Source organism: Bacillus sp. 7894-2 (assembly GCF_002272225.1).
GTDB lineage: Bacteria > Bacillota > Bacilli > Bacillales > Cytobacillaceae > Cytobacillus.
Window position 1 is genome coordinate 1 of sequence record NZ_NPDG01000070.1, and the last position, 17,928, is coordinate 17,928.

The 17,928-nt window shown below is 43.3% G+C and carries 18 protein-coding genes; 13 read left to right on the forward strand and 5 right to left on the reverse strand.

Going from position 1 to position 17,928, the window contains the following annotated elements; genetic code table 11:
• Window positions 1-48: 48 nt before the first annotated feature.
• Window positions 49-558 carry a hypothetical protein gene (locus CHI10_RS11035; protein ID WP_095244344.1) on the reverse strand — a complete coding sequence of 170 codons (510 nt, stop codon included), beginning with the start codon at window positions 556-558 and terminating at the stop codon, window positions 49-51.
• 251 nt (window positions 559-809) lie between these two features.
• Between CHI10_RS11035 and CHI10_RS11040 the strand changes: the two genes are divergently transcribed.
• From CHI10_RS11040 to CHI10_RS11085, 10 genes are all read left to right on the forward strand, one after another.
• Window positions 810-1,157: a lmo0954 family membrane protein gene (locus tag CHI10_RS11040; protein WP_095244345.1), complete on the forward strand. Its 348-nt coding sequence runs from the start codon at window positions 810-812 to the stop codon at window positions 1,155-1,157.
• A 17-nt stretch (window positions 1,158-1,174) separates the two neighbouring features.
• Window positions 1,175-1,807 (forward strand): PspA/IM30 family protein, encoded by a 633-nt coding sequence (locus tag CHI10_RS11045; protein ID WP_095244346.1) that lies wholly within the window; start codon window positions 1,175-1,177, stop codon window positions 1,805-1,807.
• Between the two features lie 185 nt (window positions 1,808-1,992).
• A complete protein-coding gene (gene liaF, locus CHI10_RS11050) occupies window positions 1,993-2,727 on the forward strand; it encodes a cell wall-active antibiotics response protein LiaF (protein ID WP_095244347.1) in 735 nt (244 codons plus the stop codon).
• The gene (locus CHI10_RS11055) at window positions 2,724-3,740 is read left to right on the forward strand and encodes a sensor histidine kinase (protein ID WP_095244348.1); all 1,017 of its coding nucleotides are present in this window, start codon (window positions 2,724-2,726) and stop codon (window positions 3,738-3,740) included. The genes liaF and CHI10_RS11055 overlap by 4 nt, the downstream gene beginning before the upstream one ends.
• A gap of 42 nt (window positions 3,741-3,782) precedes the next feature.
• Window positions 3,783-4,415 (forward strand): response regulator transcription factor, encoded by a 633-nt coding sequence (locus CHI10_RS11060; RefSeq protein WP_095244349.1) that lies wholly within the window; start codon window positions 3,783-3,785, stop codon window positions 4,413-4,415.
• Between the two features lie 115 nt (window positions 4,416-4,530).
• On the forward strand, window positions 4,531-5,481 hold the full coding sequence (locus CHI10_RS11065) for a cation diffusion facilitator family transporter (protein WP_095244350.1): 951 nt from the start codon (window positions 4,531-4,533) through the stop codon (window positions 5,479-5,481).
• A 355-nt stretch (window positions 5,482-5,836) separates the two neighbouring features.
• The gene (locus CHI10_RS11070) at window positions 5,837-7,213 is read left to right on the forward strand and encodes a sigma-54 interaction domain-containing protein (protein WP_095244351.1); all 1,377 of its coding nucleotides are present in this window, start codon (window positions 5,837-5,839) and stop codon (window positions 7,211-7,213) included.
• Between the two features lie 83 nt (window positions 7,214-7,296).
• The gene (locus CHI10_RS11075) at window positions 7,297-8,616 is read left to right on the forward strand and encodes an aspartate aminotransferase family protein (RefSeq protein ID WP_095244352.1); all 1,320 of its coding nucleotides are present in this window, start codon (window positions 7,297-7,299) and stop codon (window positions 8,614-8,616) included.
• A 12-nt stretch (window positions 8,617-8,628) separates the two neighbouring features.
• Window positions 8,629-9,996, forward strand: a complete 1,368-nt coding sequence (locus CHI10_RS11080; RefSeq protein WP_095244353.1) for a YjiH family protein — start codon at window positions 8,629-8,631, stop codon at window positions 9,994-9,996.
• 134 nt (window positions 9,997-10,130) lie between these two features.
• On the forward strand, window positions 10,131-11,456 hold the full coding sequence (locus CHI10_RS11085) for a polysaccharide biosynthesis protein (RefSeq protein ID WP_095244354.1): 1,326 nt from the start codon (window positions 10,131-10,133) through the stop codon (window positions 11,454-11,456).
• Between the two features lie 35 nt (window positions 11,457-11,491).
• Here the strand turns inward: CHI10_RS11085 and CHI10_RS11090 are convergent, their stop codons facing one another.
• Together CHI10_RS11090 and CHI10_RS11095 are read right to left on the reverse strand one after the other, a co-directional pair.
• The gene (locus CHI10_RS11090) at window positions 11,492-12,166 is read right to left on the reverse strand and encodes a TrkA C-terminal domain-containing protein (protein WP_095244355.1); all 675 of its coding nucleotides are present in this window, start codon (window positions 12,164-12,166) and stop codon (window positions 11,492-11,494) included.
• Between the two features lie 57 nt (window positions 12,167-12,223).
• On the reverse strand, window positions 12,224-12,487 hold the full coding sequence (locus CHI10_RS11095) for a hypothetical protein (protein ID WP_095244356.1): 264 nt from the start codon (window positions 12,485-12,487) through the stop codon (window positions 12,224-12,226).
• A gap of 197 nt (window positions 12,488-12,684) precedes the next feature.
• Here CHI10_RS11095 and CHI10_RS11100 point away from each other — a divergent pair, with 197 nt between their 5' ends.
• On the forward strand, window positions 12,685-13,623 hold the full coding sequence (locus CHI10_RS11100) for a magnesium transporter CorA family protein (protein ID WP_095244357.1): 939 nt from the start codon (window positions 12,685-12,687) through the stop codon (window positions 13,621-13,623).
• 10 nt (window positions 13,624-13,633) lie between these two features.
• Here the strand turns inward: CHI10_RS11100 and CHI10_RS11105 are convergent, their stop codons facing one another.
• Window positions 13,634-14,584 (reverse strand): SDR family NAD(P)-dependent oxidoreductase, encoded by a 951-nt coding sequence (locus CHI10_RS11105; RefSeq protein ID WP_095244358.1) that lies wholly within the window; start codon window positions 14,582-14,584, stop codon window positions 13,634-13,636.
• Between the two features lie 75 nt (window positions 14,585-14,659).
• Window positions 14,660-15,232, reverse strand: a complete 573-nt coding sequence (locus CHI10_RS11110; RefSeq protein ID WP_095244359.1) for a TetR/AcrR family transcriptional regulator — start codon at window positions 15,230-15,232, stop codon at window positions 14,660-14,662.
• A 145-nt stretch (window positions 15,233-15,377) separates the two neighbouring features.
• Here CHI10_RS11110 and CHI10_RS11115 point away from each other — a divergent pair, with 145 nt between their 5' ends.
• Together CHI10_RS11115 and ggt are read left to right on the forward strand one after the other, a co-directional pair.
• Complete coding sequence (locus CHI10_RS11115) at window positions 15,378-15,890, forward strand: acyl-CoA thioesterase (RefSeq protein ID WP_076262791.1); 513 nt, start codon at window positions 15,378-15,380, stop codon at window positions 15,888-15,890.
• 226 nt (window positions 15,891-16,116) lie between these two features.
• A complete protein-coding gene (ggt, locus tag CHI10_RS11120; protein ID WP_095244360.1) occupies window positions 16,117-17,898 on the forward strand; it encodes a gamma-glutamyltransferase in 1,782 nt (593 codons plus the stop codon).
• The last annotated feature ends 30 nt before the right edge of the window (window positions 17,899-17,928 follow it).

The following is a 17,928-nucleotide window of genomic DNA, read 5'->3' on the forward strand; positions in this document are numbered from 1 at the left end:
AATGAAAAAAGGAAGCTCCGGTGATCGGGGCTTCCTTACGAATGCCTATTATCTTTTTTCATCAACCAGCTGGCAGTCTGCTGAGGAATCATCTTCATTTTTATCAACCCAGAGCTTGTACATGGCTTTCCCGTCACTAAGCGTTCCATCTGCCATATCCATTGGCAGCAGGGCGAAAAAGACATAATAAAAGGAAAAATAGACGAATTGGTACCACAGCATATTTGCATCCAGAATACCGATTCGGATCAAGTAATTCACAAGAAAAATACTGGCGATGTTTAAAATGGATCCTCCTAAAAAGATAAGAGATTTGGTCAGTTTATTGTTGTATGTTAAAGATGTATACTCACATCCCCCATACCAGAAGTAAAACCGCCTAACCTCCAAATACCTCGTTGAAAACAGGATTTTACCTGTGCCAATAATAACCCGGATTCCTTTCCCGCCAAATATGGCTGCAAAGAATATATGACCCAATAGATGAATAAGTGTCACTATAGGGAATACCACAAAAAAGGCTTGCATGAACTTCATAAAATCATCATACCCAAACATGGGAAGACCTCCACTTCACTAGATGTATCAAAAACTGCATATTGCAGACATCATTATTATTTGTTTGCATACCCCATGTGTACCCCCCAATCTGCTGTACTAACGTACATTCTTTTTCCAAATTTCCCAGCTAAGTTGAAAGAGGCCGACCAACTGCTACGTCTCAGGTCTTATTTGAAAATAAAGCTGAGGCTCGTTATAGCATTTTTATAAAACAGGTAAGATGAAATCAAGAAAGGAGGAAACAAAAAATGAAAAAACTTGGATTATTGATTGCAGGTGGTATTGCGGCGATGGTGCTGATTTCAAATCTTGGCCCGATCGTGGGTCTGGCAGTTAGTGCGGCGATTCTATACTTTGTGTTTAAACAATTTTTAAAAGCAGAAAGCACGATGGCGAAAATCGGATTTGGCATCATCGGGTTCATTGCTTTGATGGCCACAGCTTCCAACTTCCCGGCAATCCTGGGGCTTGCAGCTGCATACATTTTATATCTGGTCTATAAAAAGTGGAACGATTCAGGCTCAAGTGTAATGGAAGAAGATAATGACCCTTTCGCCAGCTTTGAAAAGCAGTGGGCAGAATTAAACAGAAACTAAAAAGAGGAGAGATCGATATGGCAAACCTATTAACAAGAATTAAAGATACAGTAATGGCAGACCTTCATGAAGCATTGGATAAAAAGGAGAAAAAGAATCCAATTGCCCTTTTAAACCAGTACCTCCGTGATTGTGAGAGGGAAACTGAAAAAGTCCGCAAACTGTTGGAACGTCAATATACATTAAAGGAAGAATTCACCCGGGAATACGAGCAGGCGAAAAACCTTGCAGATAAACGCAAGCGCCAGGCAGAAGTTGCCTCACAGGCCGGGGAAGAGGAACTCTATCAGTTCGCCTCACAGGAGCAAATGCAGTATGAAGAGCGTGCCGGCCGTTTAAAGGATCTCCTGAACCAGTCAGTGCAGCAAATGGGTGAGCTTGAAAGAAAATACGAGGAAATGAAGCATAAACTAAAAGATATGCACATCCGCCGCATGGAGCTGATGGGCCGCGAAAATATTACACGCGCCAACCACCGGATGGATAAGGTGCTGGATCAAAACAATGATAAATCCTTTACAAAATTCCAGGAAATCGAATCCTATCTTGACCGTCTTGAGCATGAGGTGAAAAGCTCCTATCACCGCAGCACAATCGATGCACGCATCGCGCAGCTGGAAAAAGAGATGGAGAAGAAGCCTGTATTATAGTGGTTATTTCTTAAGCATCAGCCCAAATTAACGAGAGAGTAAAATAAACCCTGTCTGTATAAACTTTTTCCAAAAAAAGATATAAAACTCTTGCTACTTAATGAACAAAAAATGGTATTCTAAGAAGGCGTGGAAATACTGCGCCTTTTAATCAATCATTCCATTACACAAAAGGGGGATGCCTCATGAACACAAACAACAAAAGCGATTATATGAGCTGGATCATCATATTGGGCATTGTCTTTCTCTTTGTGGAAATAGCCTTTTTTAACAGCGGCGTGGTGTTCTCTCTTCTTGTGCCAATTGGAATGGTATATATCGGAAGAAAGTGGATGCCTAAGAGCTCCGGTAAATGGCTTTTCTGGCTGGGATTAATTTTTCTGCTCATCACTATTTTCAATATGATGACGCTGAAATTTTTTCTGCTGGCGATTTTGATTCACCTGCTGATTCAGTTTGGGCAGTCCAAAAAAGAACCTAAACGGATTCAGCCGCAGTTAAAGGAACCATCAGTCAATCTCCAGAAAGAAACGGTCATAAAAAAGAATCCTCTTTTTTCCAATATATTTGTCGGCCAGCAAAAAACGCCTGAGCAGGTGTATGAATGGAATGACATCAATATCCAGACCGGTATAGGTGATACGGTCATCGACTTAAGCTATACAGTTATTCCAAAAGGAGAAACCGTCATTTTCATCCGGAACTTTATCGGAAATGTGCAGGTGCTTGTTCCCTATGACGTAGAGGTTACTGTCAGTCATTCAGCCATAGCGGGTAAGGCCCGAATATTCGAGTACGAAAAATCAAAGATGTTTAATCAGCATCTTCACCTACAGACACCTGGCTATGATCAATCAGGACAGCGCGTTAAAATTTTCACTTCTATAGCAGCGGGGGATATCGAGGTGAAGCGCGTATGAGTATCATCCAGCGGCAAATTGCATGGGGAGCGGGCATGTCTCTCCTCATTCTTGCTGTCCTGACAGCCTCTTTTTTTAGTATGTTCCCCATTCCCGGCTGGCGTGATCTTTGGGAAACGGAAATATTTGATATACCATTTATCATATTTGTGCCGAGCGTAAGCCTGGCCATAGGCCTGATCTTTGGTTTGCTGTCAGGCATATACTGGCGCCGGCAGCTTTTTGCTGTAGACACTATGCTTCACCAGGTTGAAGAAGGTAGGCAATTAAATGTTCTGGAAATGGGTAAAGAATTGCAGTCCATAGCAATCAGGGCCGAGAAGATTCAAAGGAACATGGCAGAACAGGCAAAGATCTCCCAAAAGCTGGCAAACGAAAAAGCGGAAGATATTGAGAACAGGATGCAGGAAATTGTTTCCCAGGAACGGAACAGGCTTGCCCGTGAGCTTCACGACTCAGTCAGCCAGCAGATGTTTGCAGCGTCCATGATGATGTCCGCCATTACTGAAACCCAGCAGGATCCGGAAGACAGGCAGGCAAAACAGCTGAAAATGGTGGAGGAAATGATCCATCAGTCACAGCTCGAAATGCGTGCCCTTCTCCTGCACCTTCGTCCGGCGGCACTTAAGGGCAAAAGCCTCCAGGAAGGAATTGAAGAGCTTTTGGTCGAATTGCTACAGAAAGTTTCCATGGAGATTGAATGGAAGGTGGAGAGTTTTCCGCTTGATAAAGGGGTGGAAGACCATTTATTCCGTATCCTTCAGGAGGCTGTGTCCAACACCCTCCGCCATTCCAAATCGCAAAATCTTGAAGTGCTCCTGATTCAAAGAGATGATTATGCGATACTCCGGGTGGCTGATGATGGAGTAGGGTTTGATGTAGAGGAATCGAAGGCAGGGTCCTATGGTCTGCAGAACATGTATGAACGCGCAGCGGAAGTAGGCGGCAGCATGAAAATCATCAGTGTGAAAAATAAAGGAACCCGCCTTGAAGTAAAGGTTCCAATTATATAAATAATGTCTGCTTAGGCAAGACTAATTCTGAGGGTGAGGCCAATGATTAAAGTACTTTTTGTGGATGACCATGAAATGGTTCGGATTGGAGTGTCTTCTTATCTTACAGCACAGCCGGATATTGAGGTTATAGGAGAAGCGGATAACGGAAAAACAGCGATTGAACTGGCACTTGAATTGCGGCCGGATATCATTCTGATGGATCTCGTCATGAAGGAAATGGACGGAATTGAGGCGACCGGAAGAATCATTGAACAATGGCCGGAAGCGAAGATCATCATTGTGACAAGCTTCCTGGATGATGAAAAAGTGTATCCGGCTTTGGAAGCCGGAGCGACAAGCTATATGCTGAAAACCTCCAAAGCCAGTGAAATTGCTGAGGCAGTCCGCTCGACCTATCATGGACAGTCAGTGCTTGAACCGGAAGTAACCGGCAAAATGATGGTGAAAATGAGGCAGAAAAACCAGCTGCTGCCCCATGAAGAGCTGACAAGCCGCGAGATGGAAATCCTCCTGTTGATGACAGAAGGAAAAACGAACCAGGAAATCGCCGACGAGCTTTTCATTGCCTTAAAAACAGTTAAGACACATGTGAGCAATATACTAAGCAAGCTGCAGGTGCAGGACAGGACCCAGGCTGTCATATATGCCTTTAAGCACTCGCTGGTAAAATAATGCCTTTGGAGAGCTAATCATTGATATTAGCTCTTTTTATTTTTGCCAAAAATGATTCAGAATCTGCTGATGAGGGTAACAATAAAACCAAATAAAAATATTTGGCGGTGATGTAATGTCTGTGATTGCTTTATTGAAAAAAGGAAACAAATCATCGGGAATGGCAGCAATCGGAAATACTGCACTCGCAATTGCGAAAGGTCTGGCAGCTTTTGCAAGCGGGAGCGGAGCCATGCTTGCCACGACCCTTCATTCTCTGGCAGATGCACTGAATCAGGGGTTTGTGTTCTTTGGCAGTGCACTTGCAGAAAAGGCGCCAACCAAAAGATTCCCAACTGGATTTGGCCGGGTAATCAACCTTTTTGTATTAATTGCTGTTATCGTCATTTCCATTATGGCTTATGAAACTTTACATAAAGGCTGGGAATTGATTCAGCATCCAAAGGAATCAACTGATCTCTGGCTCAATGTGGGAGTAATGATACTTGCAGTTGCCGTTGATGGATTTATTTTAGTAAAAGCCATGAAGGAAATCGGCCATGAAACGAGGAATCCTGCCAAAGGATTTGGCATTGTGCCTGTTGCCTTTAAAAATGTCAGGCTTGCCTCTCCTCCAACACGACTGGTTTTTTATGAAGATATTATCGCGACATTTGGTGCGCTGCTTGCCCTTGTTTCGATTCTAATCGCTCATTTTACAGGGCTTTACTTCCTGGATGGAGTGGGCACGATCTTAATTGGGCTGCTTCTAGTGGGCATCGCTGTGAAAATCGGATTTGAAAATACGCTTGGCCTGATTGGAGTGGCCGCCCCAAAAGATATCGAAGACCGTATTGCCCAAATTATTCTGGGTGACCCCCAGGTCGTGGATATTAAACAGCTGCGTCTGATCCAGGAGGGAAGAAGATACCATGTGGAAGGGTACATTGAGCTGGTTGAAGGACTGACCCTCGCGGTTGCGGATGATATAAAAATCGGTGTAAGGAATCAGCTGCTTGATGACCCTGATATTAGTGACGTAACGCTCGGAATACTTGAAACAGACCAAATCCAGACATGGAAATGATGAAAAAAGGAAGCCTTGAGTTGAGGCTTCCTTTCTTGATGTCTTACCTTTTTTTCCTGGTCAGCAGATTCCCTGCACTGTAAAAAAGGCAGCGAAGTAAGCAGCGGAAATCAACGGACAAGATTGTAAGGTTAAACAACAATTTATACGAGAAAATACTCATTTTTATACTAAAATACGAATTTTTATTAATTTATTCCCTCTGTATCTTTTCATCTCCGCTAAAATGATGTATAGTCTTATACAAATCTGAATAATTATTTAAATTTGAATAATCTAAGTGTAAATCTCCTATAACACAGCATTTATAAGAAATACGATTATTCAATAATGAATAATCTGCGGGAGGAACTGGATGAACAGCTTTTTCATGGATTGGAATAATGACAGAGAAGTCATATCTTCAATGGAAGAAGACATTATGGTCACCAATGCAGACGGCATAATTATAAAGGTCAGTAAAGGCAGCGGGGTGCATTATGGCATTGAACCGGATACGCTGCTTGGTGAATCTGTATATGAACTGGAAAGAAGAGGAGTGTTTAAGCCTGCGATTACTCCTGAAGTATTAAAGAAAAAGAAGAAAGTCATTCTGGTTCAAAAAGCCGGCTCAGGCAAAAAGATTCTGGTTACTGGTATTCCTGTATTCAATGAAACTGGAGAAATCGATCATATTGTCAGCTATTCCTACGATGTTTCAGAACTTCTTGTTATAAAAGAATATCTGAATAGTGTTGAGGAGGAAATGGCCAGGGTAAAAAGTGAACTGGATCTCCTCCGCAATAAGAGCATTAAAATGGATGGCATGATAGCTGACAGCCTGGCGATGAAAAATATTGCCGAAACCATCAGAAGAATCCGCGATGTAGATGTCACAGTCCTGCTCCTGGGTGAGTCAGGAGTCGGAAAATCGGCTCTCGCCAAATGGATTCATCAAAACAGTACTCGAAAAGACGGCCCGTTCATTGAAGTAAACTGCAGTGCGATTCCGGAATCCATCTTTGAAGCTGAGTTTTTCGGGTATGAAGGCGGCGCTTTTACAGGGGCAAAGAATAAAGGCAAAATGGGATTTGCTGAAATGGCAAAAGGAGGCACACTATTTCTTGATGAAATTGGCGAACTCTCAGCCCATCTGCAGGCAAAGCTGCTGAAATTCATACAAGACAAGCAGTTTTATAGAGTAGGAGGGACAAAGCCGGTTCATGCAGACTTTCGGCTCCTGGCAGCTACGAACAAGGATCTTGAAAAAGCAGTGGAATCCAGGGATTTCAGGCAGGACTTATTCTTCCGGCTGAATGTGGTGCCATTAAAGATTCCGCCGCTCAGGGAAAGGAAAGAGGATTTATTTGCTCTCATTCATTATTTTCTCCACTCTATCTCCAAGCGGCATAATCGGGAAAGGCGCCTGGACAAATCCCTGGTCGATCACCTGCTGCAGCTTGGGTGGAAGGGAAACGTAAGAGAGCTTGAAAACCTGATGGAGCGGCTTATCGTAACAAGTACCAGCCTGATGATCACGAAAGACGACCTGCCTTATGAATACCATATACAGGGGAAAAAAGAGGGTTTTATAGATTATGAGGGACAAACTCTTCCCGCTATATTGGAAGAAGTAGAGAAAAAAGTATTAATCAATGCAAGGAAACGTTACCGGACCACTACTGAAATAGCGGGTGCCCTGGGGATCAGTCAGCCTTCAGTAGTAAGAAAATTAAAAAAATATGATTGTTAATACATACTTTGGCATGAATATTGCATTAAAGAATAGCAGAGAAACATAACCAATACACCTATGCAGGATTCAGGAGGGAAAGTATGAACGGAGAGAATTGGAGTCATCTTGTCGGAAACATTTCAAACTTATTAGCGCCCAGTATGGCAAAGGATCATCCGAATTTGCCGGTGGTGAGCGCGGAAGGCTGCTATTACTACGGTGTCGATGGAAAAGAGTATTTGGATTTTACATCAGGCATCGCAGTGGAAAATGTCGGACATCGCCACCCGAAGGTTGTACAGGCCATTAAAGACAGTGCAGACCATTTGGTGCACGGCCCGTCAGGCGTTATCATCTATGAATCGATTTTGCGGCTCGCAGAGGAGCTTGGAAAAATTACACCGGGAAATCTGGATTGCTTTTTCTTTGCGAACAGCGGGACTGAAGCAATCGAAGGAGCTATTAAGCTTGCAAAGTATGTCACGCGGAGGCCCTATGTTGTTTCCTTCACAGGCTGTTTCCATGGAAGGTCGATGGGAGCGCTGAGTGTATCCACATCCAAGAGCAAATACCGCAAGTTTCAGCAGCCGTCCTGGCTGACCTATCAGCTTCCATATGCGGATGAGCGGGATTGTCCTTTTGGCGAAGATCCTGAGGAGTACTTCCCAAGAAAACTGGAAAAGGACGCTGAAACACTCTTCAAGCATCAGGTTGACCCGGAAGAGGTTGCCTGCATGATCATTGAACCGGTTCTCGGGGAAGGCGGCTATATCATTCCTCCGAAGAAATGGCTGCAGAAGATCAGGGAAATTTGTGACCGGCATGGAATCCTGCTGATATTTGATGAAGTGCAAACCGGCTTTGGGCGTACTGGGGAATGGTTTGCCGCCCAGGCATTTGATGTGGTGCCGGATATCATGGCGATTGCAAAAGGAATTGCGGCAGGACTGCCGTTAAGCGCAACTGCAGCTTCAAAGGAATTGATGGAAAAATGGCCGCTGGGTGCCCATGGAACAACCTTTGGCGGAAATCCGATTGCCTGTTCTGCAGCATTGGCCTCTCTTGAAGTCCTAAAAACGGAGAATCTTTTGGAAAACGCAAAGCAAATGGGAGAGTATGCATTACAGAAATTACAGGCTTTGAAAGCCAAACATCCTGCAATTGGCAGTGTCCGAGGTCTGGGGCTGATGATCGGCATTGAAATCATCGACCCGCAAACCGGAAAACCGGATGGAAACGCGGTAATGGACATCCTGAATTCTTCTCTTGATAAGGGAGTCCTCTTTTATCTCTGCGGAAATTCAGGGGAAGTGATTCGGATGATTCCGCCGCTTGTTGTAACAAAGGAGCAAATTGATCAGGGTCTGAGAATATTGGAAGAAGCACTTATGGAACATGAAGCAGTTGTTTCCAAATCATAAGGAGGTAATAGCATGAAAGCTGAGACAAGGGTTAAGCCGCAAGCCGTCACAGGAGAGTATTGGAAATTTATTATCCCATCTTTAATTGGATCGCTCCTATTTCTGGTTCCAGTTAAATTTCAGGGAGACGTCACGATTGGTGTCGGTATTTTAGCCTCTCTTTTAGGCAAAGTGTTCAGTGAGCAGATGCCTGCCATTATCATTATTATTTTAGGATTATCAGTTTTTCTTTCCATCCTGACAAAAACAGCAAAGCCGGCATTTATACTGGATAATAAGTTTTTAAAAGGGTTATTTGATACCGGGAAATTTGGGTTGACCATGAGAGTCCTCGGATTCGCAGTGGGAATCATGACTTTTTATGAAATCGGGCCTGAATTTATCTGGTCGCGGAATACAGGCGGAGTGGTTCTCTACGACCTGGCTCCCGTTTTGCTTACGTGGTTCCTGTTTGCCGGCATCCTTCTGCCGCTTTTAGTGGAGTTTGGTTTAATGGAGTTCATTGGGGCGCTTGTCCAGAAATTTATGAGGCCATTTTTCACCCTTCCCGGACGGTCCTCCATCGATTGCCTCGCGTCCTGGATGGGTGCCGGAACAGTCGGTGTATTGGTAACAACGAAGCAATATGATGAAGGCTTTTACACAAAAAGAGAAGCAGCGGTCATTGCGACAACCTTCTCGATTGCGTCTGTGGCTTTCAGTCTTGTCGTTGCGAATGTTGTTGGCCTTGGCCATTTATTCATCCCTTTTTACTTAACCGTTTCTGCCGCCTGTGTCGTGGCAGCATTGATTATGCCAAGAATACCGCCATTATCCCGGAAGCCGGACACTTATTATGAGCCGGTAGGACAGCAGATTGATGAAACCATTCCGGAAGGGGTTTCGAAATTGAAATGGGGATGGGAGCAGGCAATTGATAAAGCAAGGAATGCTCCGGGTCCCAAAAAGCTTTTAACCGATGGCATGGAGACTGTTCTTGATATTTGGATGGGCCTGATTCCGCTTGTGATGAGCCTGGGAGCTGCAGCTCTGATCATTGCGGAATACACTCCTGTATTTGAGTTTATTTCATACCCGCTCATTCCGGTTTTGGAGTTTATGCAATTGCCGGAAGCAGGTGCTGCAGCACAGACTATGCTTGTCGGCTTTGCTGATATGTTCCTGCCTGCTGTTATCGGAAGCGGAATTGAGAGCGAGCTGACAAGATTCGTTGTGGCAGGCCTGTCATTAACACAATTAGTATACATGTCTGAAATCGGAATTCTGATTCTGCGTTCAAACATTCCGCTGAGCTTTATGGATTTATTCGTTATTTTTATCGAAAGAACGATCATTACTTTACCTGTTATTGTCCTGATTGCACATGTTTTTGTATTTTAGCTGAGAGGGGAGCGGCATATTGCCAGCTCTCCTTTTCGTTATATTAATTTTCTCAAAAGTTCCAAAAGGGCAATATATTATCGGGGCATGTCTCATATCTTATATAGAATCTGCATTATATAAGGAGAGGCGCAATGAGTAAATTCTTTAAAGGAGTTATACTGCTTGCACTGGCTGCTTTTGCAAGCGAATGTATAGAGTTTGTGGTGAATATGGTACTCGCCCGGGAACTGGGGGAGAGGGGACTCGGCATGTACATGTCGATTTTGCCAACCATATTTCTGATCGTGCTTCTGGCCAGTTTTGAGCTTCCGATCTCGATTTCCAAATTCATTGCCGAAAAAGATAAAAGGTATCATCTCAGCATGCTTCATCATGTCATAAAGCTGACCATTATCTTTACAGCCGTTTTGGTGCCGGCTGCAGCGATTATAATTCCGTTTATCAGTGTCTTTAATGAGTACCACCCGCTCTTAAGATGGGTTGTGATCGGCTTCATTCCCATCGTTTCCTTTTCCTCGATTGCCAGGGGTTTTTTCATGGGCAAGCATCAAATGGGAAAAATTGCAGCATCCAATTTTCTGCGTAAATCCGTCCAGCTCCTGCTGCTCGTGGTGCTTTATCAGGCCTTTCAATTTGATGTCAATACCGCGGTCTTTATTGCTTTTTGTACGTTTATAGGGAGTGAGATTGTTGTTTTTCTATACTTGCTGAATATGTTTATTATTCAGTATCAGCGGATTAAAAAAGAGCCATCTGACTATGTCAGTGGAAAAAGTGTGAGGCAGAACCTGATCTCTGTGTCTGTTCCGACAACCGCTTTAAGGGTCTTTCATGCCCTGACACATGCTGTTCAGCCGTTTTTGATCAAGGCCGCTCTCTTAAAAGCAGGAGTGCCGGGAGAAGTTGCAACAGAACATTTTGGGATGCTCGCCGGTGTCGCCATGACCATTGGTTTTTTTCCATCCTTTATAGCCCATTCCTTTTTAATCATGCTGATCCCGACAGTCTCCAAAGAGTATGCTGATCATAATCTGGGAGAGCTTCGGAGACTTCTTCAGCAGGTGTTCTTTGTCACCTTTTTATACGGCATCCCATCGGTTGTCTTTTTCTATTTCTTTGCACGGCCGCTGACCGAGATGTTTTTTCACTCGACAGATGCAGCCGTGTATTTACAGCTGCTGTGGCCATTCTTTCTGCTCCACTTCTTCATTATCCCGATGCAGGCATATTTAATCGGCCTGGGACTGATGAAGGATGCGTTCTATCATTCCGTCTGGTCAACCGTTGTTTCATTCTCGGCCATGTTTGTGCTTGGCTCGATGCACAGCCTGCAGATGGACGGAATTATTGTGGGCATGAATATGGGCGCTGTTCTTCTGGCGATGATGCATTATGTAACAGTATGCAAAAAAATCGGCCTGACACTCTATCTATCGCCGGCTAAGCAGTTTAACTGAAGCGGCAAAAAAAGCATCTCCACCATGGGGATGCTTTAATCTTCTTTATCCTGTTTAGGGCCAAACTTATCCTCAATTGTTTGTTCTTCTCCATATAAAATAATATGGTCACCTTCCTGCAGTTCTGTAACGAGCCGCTCTTTTCTGATTTTCACATCGCCTCTTTGGATAAATAGCACATTAATATCTTCATCTTCGTCGATAACATCCCCTAGCTCTTTACCATTAAACTCACATTCTTCATCAATAAAATAGTCCAAGACATGATCATTATCTTCCGTGAGAAGAGCCTCTCTTATCGGAAGATCGCGAAAATCATAATGTTCTTCTAGTTCATGCTCCAATTTACCTGGAAGATAATCCCGTACCTTGGGGAGCCTTAAAATAATTATAATTAGGACCAGTGCTGCTGCCACGAATGAGATCTTGGCCGTATAAAATTCATCTGAAAGGATATTGCTGATTGCAGAAATAATGACTGCCAAAGAAAAGGCGCCGAATAAAATTAGAAAAGCTCCAAACCTTCTGCGGATTGGATGGTCAATGATGAGTTCCGATTCTCCGGTTGTAAAGCCGGTGCCTGTAAGCATGCTGATCACCTGAAATCTGGCAATATGCTTATCAAGCCCTGTATAGGTGAAAATAAGAGTATGGATTTCAATAACAGCTAATACGATTCCCAAATAAATCAGGATGAAAAGAACACCCATCTTGCTTCCTCCGAAAATTCAGATTTAAATAAAAAACCTAAGGAGCCAGTCCTTAGGTCATTGCTGAACAGTTTCATTATAGTAACTTACTGAATACATAGCACCTTCATCAACCATTTTATTATCTTCAATATTATGCGGGTCCGGATGACCCAGCTTTTCTGTTGGTACTGTATCGTTTAAAAAGCGATCAGGCAGCAGTCCTTTCATTTTAACTGCCAGAGACTGAACTTTATTTCGATTGTTTTTGCTTGCTAATAATAAAATGCTTGTAATGCCAACACCGGCTAACAGATATTGATTTAATGGACGAGAATTCATGTTTATGCTCCTCCTCTGAAAAATTTGATTGTCTTTCTTGCTCTATATTTACCCGGCATAATCAGAAGCAAACATGAAGTACTTTTAACATTGTTTCCAATACTAGAAGAAATTACTCCTTCAACAAGGTTTTATTCAGCCTTTAAGCAGGGAAGTATGATGATATAGATAAAGGAACGTTTTAGGAGGAAGATGGGATGGAAAAAGAATATAATGAGGATAATTGGACTTGGCACCGTTACGATCATTTGGATGAAATAGAGTTTAATGAAGCTGGCGACTATAAAGAAGCATTGCAGACATGGGCCAAAAACACTTCCGAGAACAAAACAAATGTAATGGAAATAGATACCTGCGTCCGCAATAAGGAGTTTATCAGCGGCTCACTCATTTATCAGCAGACAACGAACGAGCAGCATGAAAATAGTTTGTTCCACTATTTTCTGACAAGGGATTTTCTCCTCACTGTGGACTTTGATTCGACTGTCATTCAGTCTGATGAATCAATGCTTTTAAATAAAATGGATTATACGAACAATGCCATTGATGGATTTTTTGTGATTTTAGGCGAAATCCTCAGCGATAACATTAAGAAGATTGATAAGTTTGAAGTACGGCTAAATGACCTGTTATGGAAAATAAAAGATAAAAATAATATTAATCGGCTGGAAGAAATCTATGAGCTGCGCCACCAGATTCTCGTGTGGAAAAATATTATGATTCCTGTTAAGGAAATCAGGCTGGGTGTAGAAGAAACCTTTGGTGAAAATGTAACAGAAGGAACTGAATTTAAAAGAACCTGCAAGCGAATTGAAAGAGGCTATACGCTGGTGCGTGAGTTTCAGCAGGAAATTGATGACCTTGTGAATTTTGAAGAAATGGTTTCCATGCACCGGGGAAATGAAATCGTGAAGACTCTCACGGTCATTACTACTTTAATGACACCGGTCGCAACGTGGGGAGCGCTCTGGGGCATGAACTTCAAAATTATGCCTGAACTTGAGTGGAAGTATGGGTATTTGTTATCCATTCTTATTATCATTGCATCTACGGCAGCCCTTTATATCATGCTCGTGAAAAAAGGCTGGATGGGTGATATCCTGAGGGGAAAAAAGAAAAATTCATTCTTTAAATAAAGGAATGCCGCTAGACTGCGGCATTCCTTTCGTTTAATAAATGATCCAGTGTCATTTTAATTCCTGTCTCGTACGGTGTTTGAGGGAGAGTGCCGATTCTCGCTTCATATTTACTGCCGTCCAAAATAACAGGTGTCTGGTTCAAATACATCAATTCAGTATATTCCCTCATCATGGGATCGAAAATACCGATGCCGCGGATCATCCATTTATGGACAGGTGTGAAGGTAACGCCTCTCTTAAGATGGTTAGAAACAATACTGGCTATTTCGTCCCCGGTTATGGTCCCAGCACCAGGGATATTCCAGACTTCGCCGTATGAGTTTTCATTTAATGAAAGTTCGGCTAAAGCTTCTGCTCCATCCTTAATATAGATGAATTCTCTTGGAATATCGGTTTTGCCGACAAACAAGCCTTTATTTTTTTCAATAATCTGGCTGAGTGTATAGTGTAAAAGTGTGTTTTCAGTATGTGGGCCGTAAAAGTCAGGGAAGTGGGCAATGATGTATGGCACGCCTGAGTTCTTTATCATCTCAATTAAGGATTGGCGCAGCTTGCCTTTTTTTGTGTGCGGATTCTTGGGAGAAACTTCGGCAGCAGGGCTGGATTGAAGGCCATAGGAATATATATTATCAGCATAAATAAAAGGCTTATGATGTTTGCGGCATGCGTGCAGGATATTATCTAATATAATTGAGAGTGCGGGATCCCAGTCAGGGTAAGGAATATTGATAGCATGAAAAACGGCATCCGCTTCTGTCACTGCCTTTTCAATATCCTCTGGATTCAGTGCATCGCCTGAATGGATCATCGCATTTGGTCCCCAGTCTTCCTTGAAGTTAAGCAGGTTTTCTTCAGACCTGGCAAAGGCAATAGTTTTTATATTTCTGCGGCATAATGCCTCTGTTAAAGCATAGCCCATTCCGCCTGTTGCACCAAAAACTGCAGCTGTTTTCATCATTTTTCATCATCCTTTTTATTTTATTAACCACTGTTCAATTAAAGGGAAAAATTAAAGAAATGCGAAGTCATTTCTTTAATAAATGGCTTTTATTAAAAATTGCGCATGTGAAGAGGCGAGTTCCTTCACTTCTTCAAATGTCGTTTCCGATCTGCAATAATGCGTGACAAACCCGTGCAAGCTTAAAAATACTGACCAAATATCCTTTATGGAAAGCGCTTTTGGAGCAAGTGAATTAATCGCTTGCGCAAAATGCAGGTAGCTTTTATTCGGTCCATCATTCAGATAGCTTTTCACATCCTCATCCCGAATTAAAAACATCAGCTCATAATGCTTTTGATGGGTCAGGCCAAATTGAATATAACGGTAAAAAATGTTGAAAAGCTTCTGTTCATTGGTATCTGCAGATTCTTTCAGCACACTGTCGAGGACCTGGTCGAGCTTTTGAAAATCGGCTTCAACCATTTCGTAAAATAATTGGGCTTTATTTTTGAAATGATAATAGATGGCACCGTGGCTGCACTGAAGGGTGTCCGCAATTTTTCTCATGGATGCTGCGGCATATCCTTCCTGAACAAACAGATCACGTGCTACAGAAATAATTGCTTCTTTTGTCAGTTCGTCTTGGGCTGATTTTCTTGGGCTCATGGAATCACCTTTCGTTATTGAACACTGGTCAATAAGATTATATGATATAGAGGATATTTTTGGCAATATTTTTTTAAAATTTATCCAAATTATTTTTATTAGCCATCAGCTTTTGATATGCTTTATTAAAACAGGAGGGAACAACATGAATGAAACAAAAACATGCAGAGAATCTTTTACGGTAAAAACAAGCATCGTGCTTCCGCCGGACACGAATACATATGGAACATTATTCGGCGGCAAGCTAATGGCTTATATTGATGATGTGGCAGCCATCGCGGCGATGAGGCATGGAAGAAGAAATGTCGTAACCGCATCTACAGACTCTGTTGACTTTCTTCATCCGGTTTATGAAGGCAATTCAGTCTGCCTGGAGGCGTTTGTGACCTATACAGGCCGGACTTCTATGGAGATTTTCGTAAAAGTAATTGCAGAAGACCTGCTGACGGGCGATCGAAATGTGTGTGCGATGTCCTTTTTGACAATGGTTGCGGTTGACGAGAATGGAAAGCCTGCTCCGGTGCCGGCAGTCGTGCCTGAGACAGACGAAGAAAAGAGCTTATATGAAACAGCAAAAGAACGGGCGGAATTCCGCAAAAAGCGGAGAAAGGACAGTGAAGCCAGAGCAAAGACATATGGTGCAGACCTGCCCTGGTAGATAACAAAACCTATAACAGAATATCGGGGGGAGCGCCTGAAAATGTTTCTCCCCGATTAAAAACTGCTCCCTCATATTTTCCCATCCGGAAGAATAATTCCACCTTTTTACACACCAACATCTAGTAAAATAGACTTAACTTTCAGAATATTAACTCTTATTTCTTGATTATCCTTTTCCTTCCTCTTAAGTTAGACGTGTAGAACCATACTGAAGGAGGAAGATTATGAAAAGATTTTTAAAAGCTAGTATTCTCATGCTTTTAAGTATTTTACTGGTTGCCGGAACCATGCCGTTAACCGGGCAGGCGAAAAAACCAAAGCATGATGATGGCTATGGCGGATATAGCCAGGTTGATGTAGGCAGGGATGGAATGGTGGCTTCAGCTCATCCGCTTGCCTCAAAAATTGGGGCAGATGTTTTGAAAAAGGGCGGTAATGCCATCGATGCGGCTGTCGCGGTCCAGTTTGCCCTCAATGTGGTGGAACCGATGATGTCCGGAATTGGCGGCGGAGGCTTCATGATGGTCTATGATGGAAAAACGAAAGAAACTACCATCATTAACAGCCGCGAACGTGCCCCGGCCGGAGCCACACCGGATATGTTCCTGGATGAAGACGGAGATCCGATTCCATTTGCGGAGCGATCAACTGGCGGTACGGCTGTCGGTGTGCCCGGCACATTGAAAGGGCTGGAAACTGCTCTTGAAAAATGGGGAACACGCCCCATGCAGCAGCTGATCGGTCCTGCGATCAAGCTGGCAGATAAAGGCTTTCCGATTGATTCTGTATTAGCCGATGCGATTGCCGATAATCAGGACAAGCTGGACAGAACGGCTGCCGGCAAAGTGTTTTTGCCTAAGGGTGAACCTCTTGAAGAAGGGGACCGTCTAGTACAGAAAGATCTTGCCAAAACGCTTAAAATGATTCGTTCTGGCGGAACTGATGCGTTTTATAACGGGAAAATAGCAGACGCTCTTGCAGGTGTGGTTCAGGAATACGGAGGATCGATGACACCTGAAGATCTGGCAAAGTATGAAGTAACCATTGACCAGCCTGTTTGGGGAGACTATCAGGGTTATGAAATTGCGAGCATGCCGCCTCCAAGCTCCGGCGGAGTATTTTTGCTGCAGATGCTGAAGATCTTGGATGACTTCAATCTATCACAATATGATTTAAAATCCTGGGAAAAATATCACTTGCTTGCTGAGACTATGCATCTTGCCTATGCAGACCGCGCCGTCTATGCAGGGGATCCGGAGTTTGTGAATGTTCCAGTCAATGGGCTACTTCACCCGGATTACATTAAAGAGCGCCAGGAACTGATCAGCCTGAATGAAGTGAATCCAAATCCTGAAGCAGGCGATCCATGGAAATATGAGGACAGTCAAGCCAATTATGAGGCAGCTGAACAGCCGAATGACCGTCAATACGGTGAGACTACCCACTTTTCTGTAACGGACAGATGGGGAAATGTTGTGTCTTATACGACAACGATTGAACAGGTATTCGGAACAGGAATCATGGTTCCAGGGTACGGTTTGATGCTGAATAATGAGCTGACAGATTTTGATGCCGTGCCAGGCGGGGCAAATGAAGTCCAGCCGAATAAGCGTCCTTTAAGTTCGATGACACCGACGATTGTCTTTGAAGATGGAGAGCCTGTCCTGACAGTCGGTTCACCAGGCGGCCCAACGATTATTACATCAGTACTGCAGACCATACTTTATGCGATTGAATTTGATATGGAGCTAAAAGCAGCAGTTGAGGAACCGCGGATCTATACCAATAACCTGAACTCCTACCGCTATGAGGAAGGCATTCCGTCAGAAGCTATTAATAGGCTAAACGGAATGGGGCATAATTTCGGTCCGAGTCCGACCACAATTGGAAACGTCCAAAGTATTCTGATTGACCGGGATAAAGGTATTTTCAAAGGTGTAGCAGACTCCAGCCGCAATGGAGCTGCCATTGGCGTTGATTTGAAAGGGAAAGGGAAAAGAAAATAGAGTTTATGGGAATAGCACCTTGCTGATAAG

Coding starts and splice junctions, on each gene's coding strand:
- CHI10_RS11110 (WP_095244359.1), bottom strand. CDS start 15,232: ATGAGCCCAAGAAAATCAGCCCAAGACGAACTGACAAAAGAAGCAATT.
- CHI10_RS11035 (WP_095244344.1), bottom strand. CDS start 558: ATGTTTGGGTATGATGATTTTATGAAGTTCATGCAAGCCTTTTTTGTG.
- CHI10_RS11060 (WP_095244349.1), top strand. CDS start 3,783: ATGATTAAAGTACTTTTTGTGGATGACCATGAAATGGTTCGGATTGGA.
- CHI10_RS11105 (WP_095244358.1), bottom strand. CDS start 14,584: ATGATGAAAACAGCTGCAGTTTTTGGTGCAACAGGCGGAATGGGCTAT.
- CHI10_RS11055 (WP_095244348.1), top strand. CDS start 2,724: ATGAGTATCATCCAGCGGCAAATTGCATGGGGAGCGGGCATGTCTCTC.
- CHI10_RS11065 (WP_095244350.1), top strand. CDS start 4,531: ATGTCTGTGATTGCTTTATTGAAAAAAGGAAACAAATCATCGGGAATG.
- CHI10_RS11070 (WP_095244351.1), top strand. CDS start 5,837: ATGAACAGCTTTTTCATGGATTGGAATAATGACAGAGAAGTCATATCT.
- CHI10_RS11045 (WP_095244346.1), top strand. CDS start 1,175: ATGGCAAACCTATTAACAAGAATTAAAGATACAGTAATGGCAGACCTT.
- CHI10_RS11100 (WP_095244357.1), top strand. CDS start 12,685: ATGGAAAAAGAATATAATGAGGATAATTGGACTTGGCACCGTTACGAT.
- CHI10_RS11095 (WP_095244356.1), bottom strand. CDS start 12,487: ATGAATTCTCGTCCATTAAATCAATATCTGTTAGCCGGTGTTGGCATT.
- ggt (WP_095244360.1), top strand. CDS start 16,117: ATGAAAAGATTTTTAAAAGCTAGTATTCTCATGCTTTTAAGTATTTTA.
- CHI10_RS11090 (WP_095244355.1), bottom strand. CDS start 12,166: ATGGGTGTTCTTTTCATCCTGATTTATTTGGGAATCGTATTAGCTGTT.
- CHI10_RS11080 (WP_095244353.1), top strand. CDS start 8,629: ATGAAAGCTGAGACAAGGGTTAAGCCGCAAGCCGTCACAGGAGAGTAT.
- liaF (WP_095244347.1), top strand. CDS start 1,993: ATGAACACAAACAACAAAAGCGATTATATGAGCTGGATCATCATATTG.
- CHI10_RS11040 (WP_095244345.1), top strand. CDS start 810: ATGAAAAAACTTGGATTATTGATTGCAGGTGGTATTGCGGCGATGGTG.
- CHI10_RS11075 (WP_095244352.1), top strand. CDS start 7,297: ATGAACGGAGAGAATTGGAGTCATCTTGTCGGAAACATTTCAAACTTA.
- CHI10_RS11115 (WP_076262791.1), top strand. CDS start 15,378: ATGAATGAAACAAAAACATGCAGAGAATCTTTTACGGTAAAAACAAGC.
- CHI10_RS11085 (WP_095244354.1), top strand. CDS start 10,131: ATGAGTAAATTCTTTAAAGGAGTTATACTGCTTGCACTGGCTGCTTTT.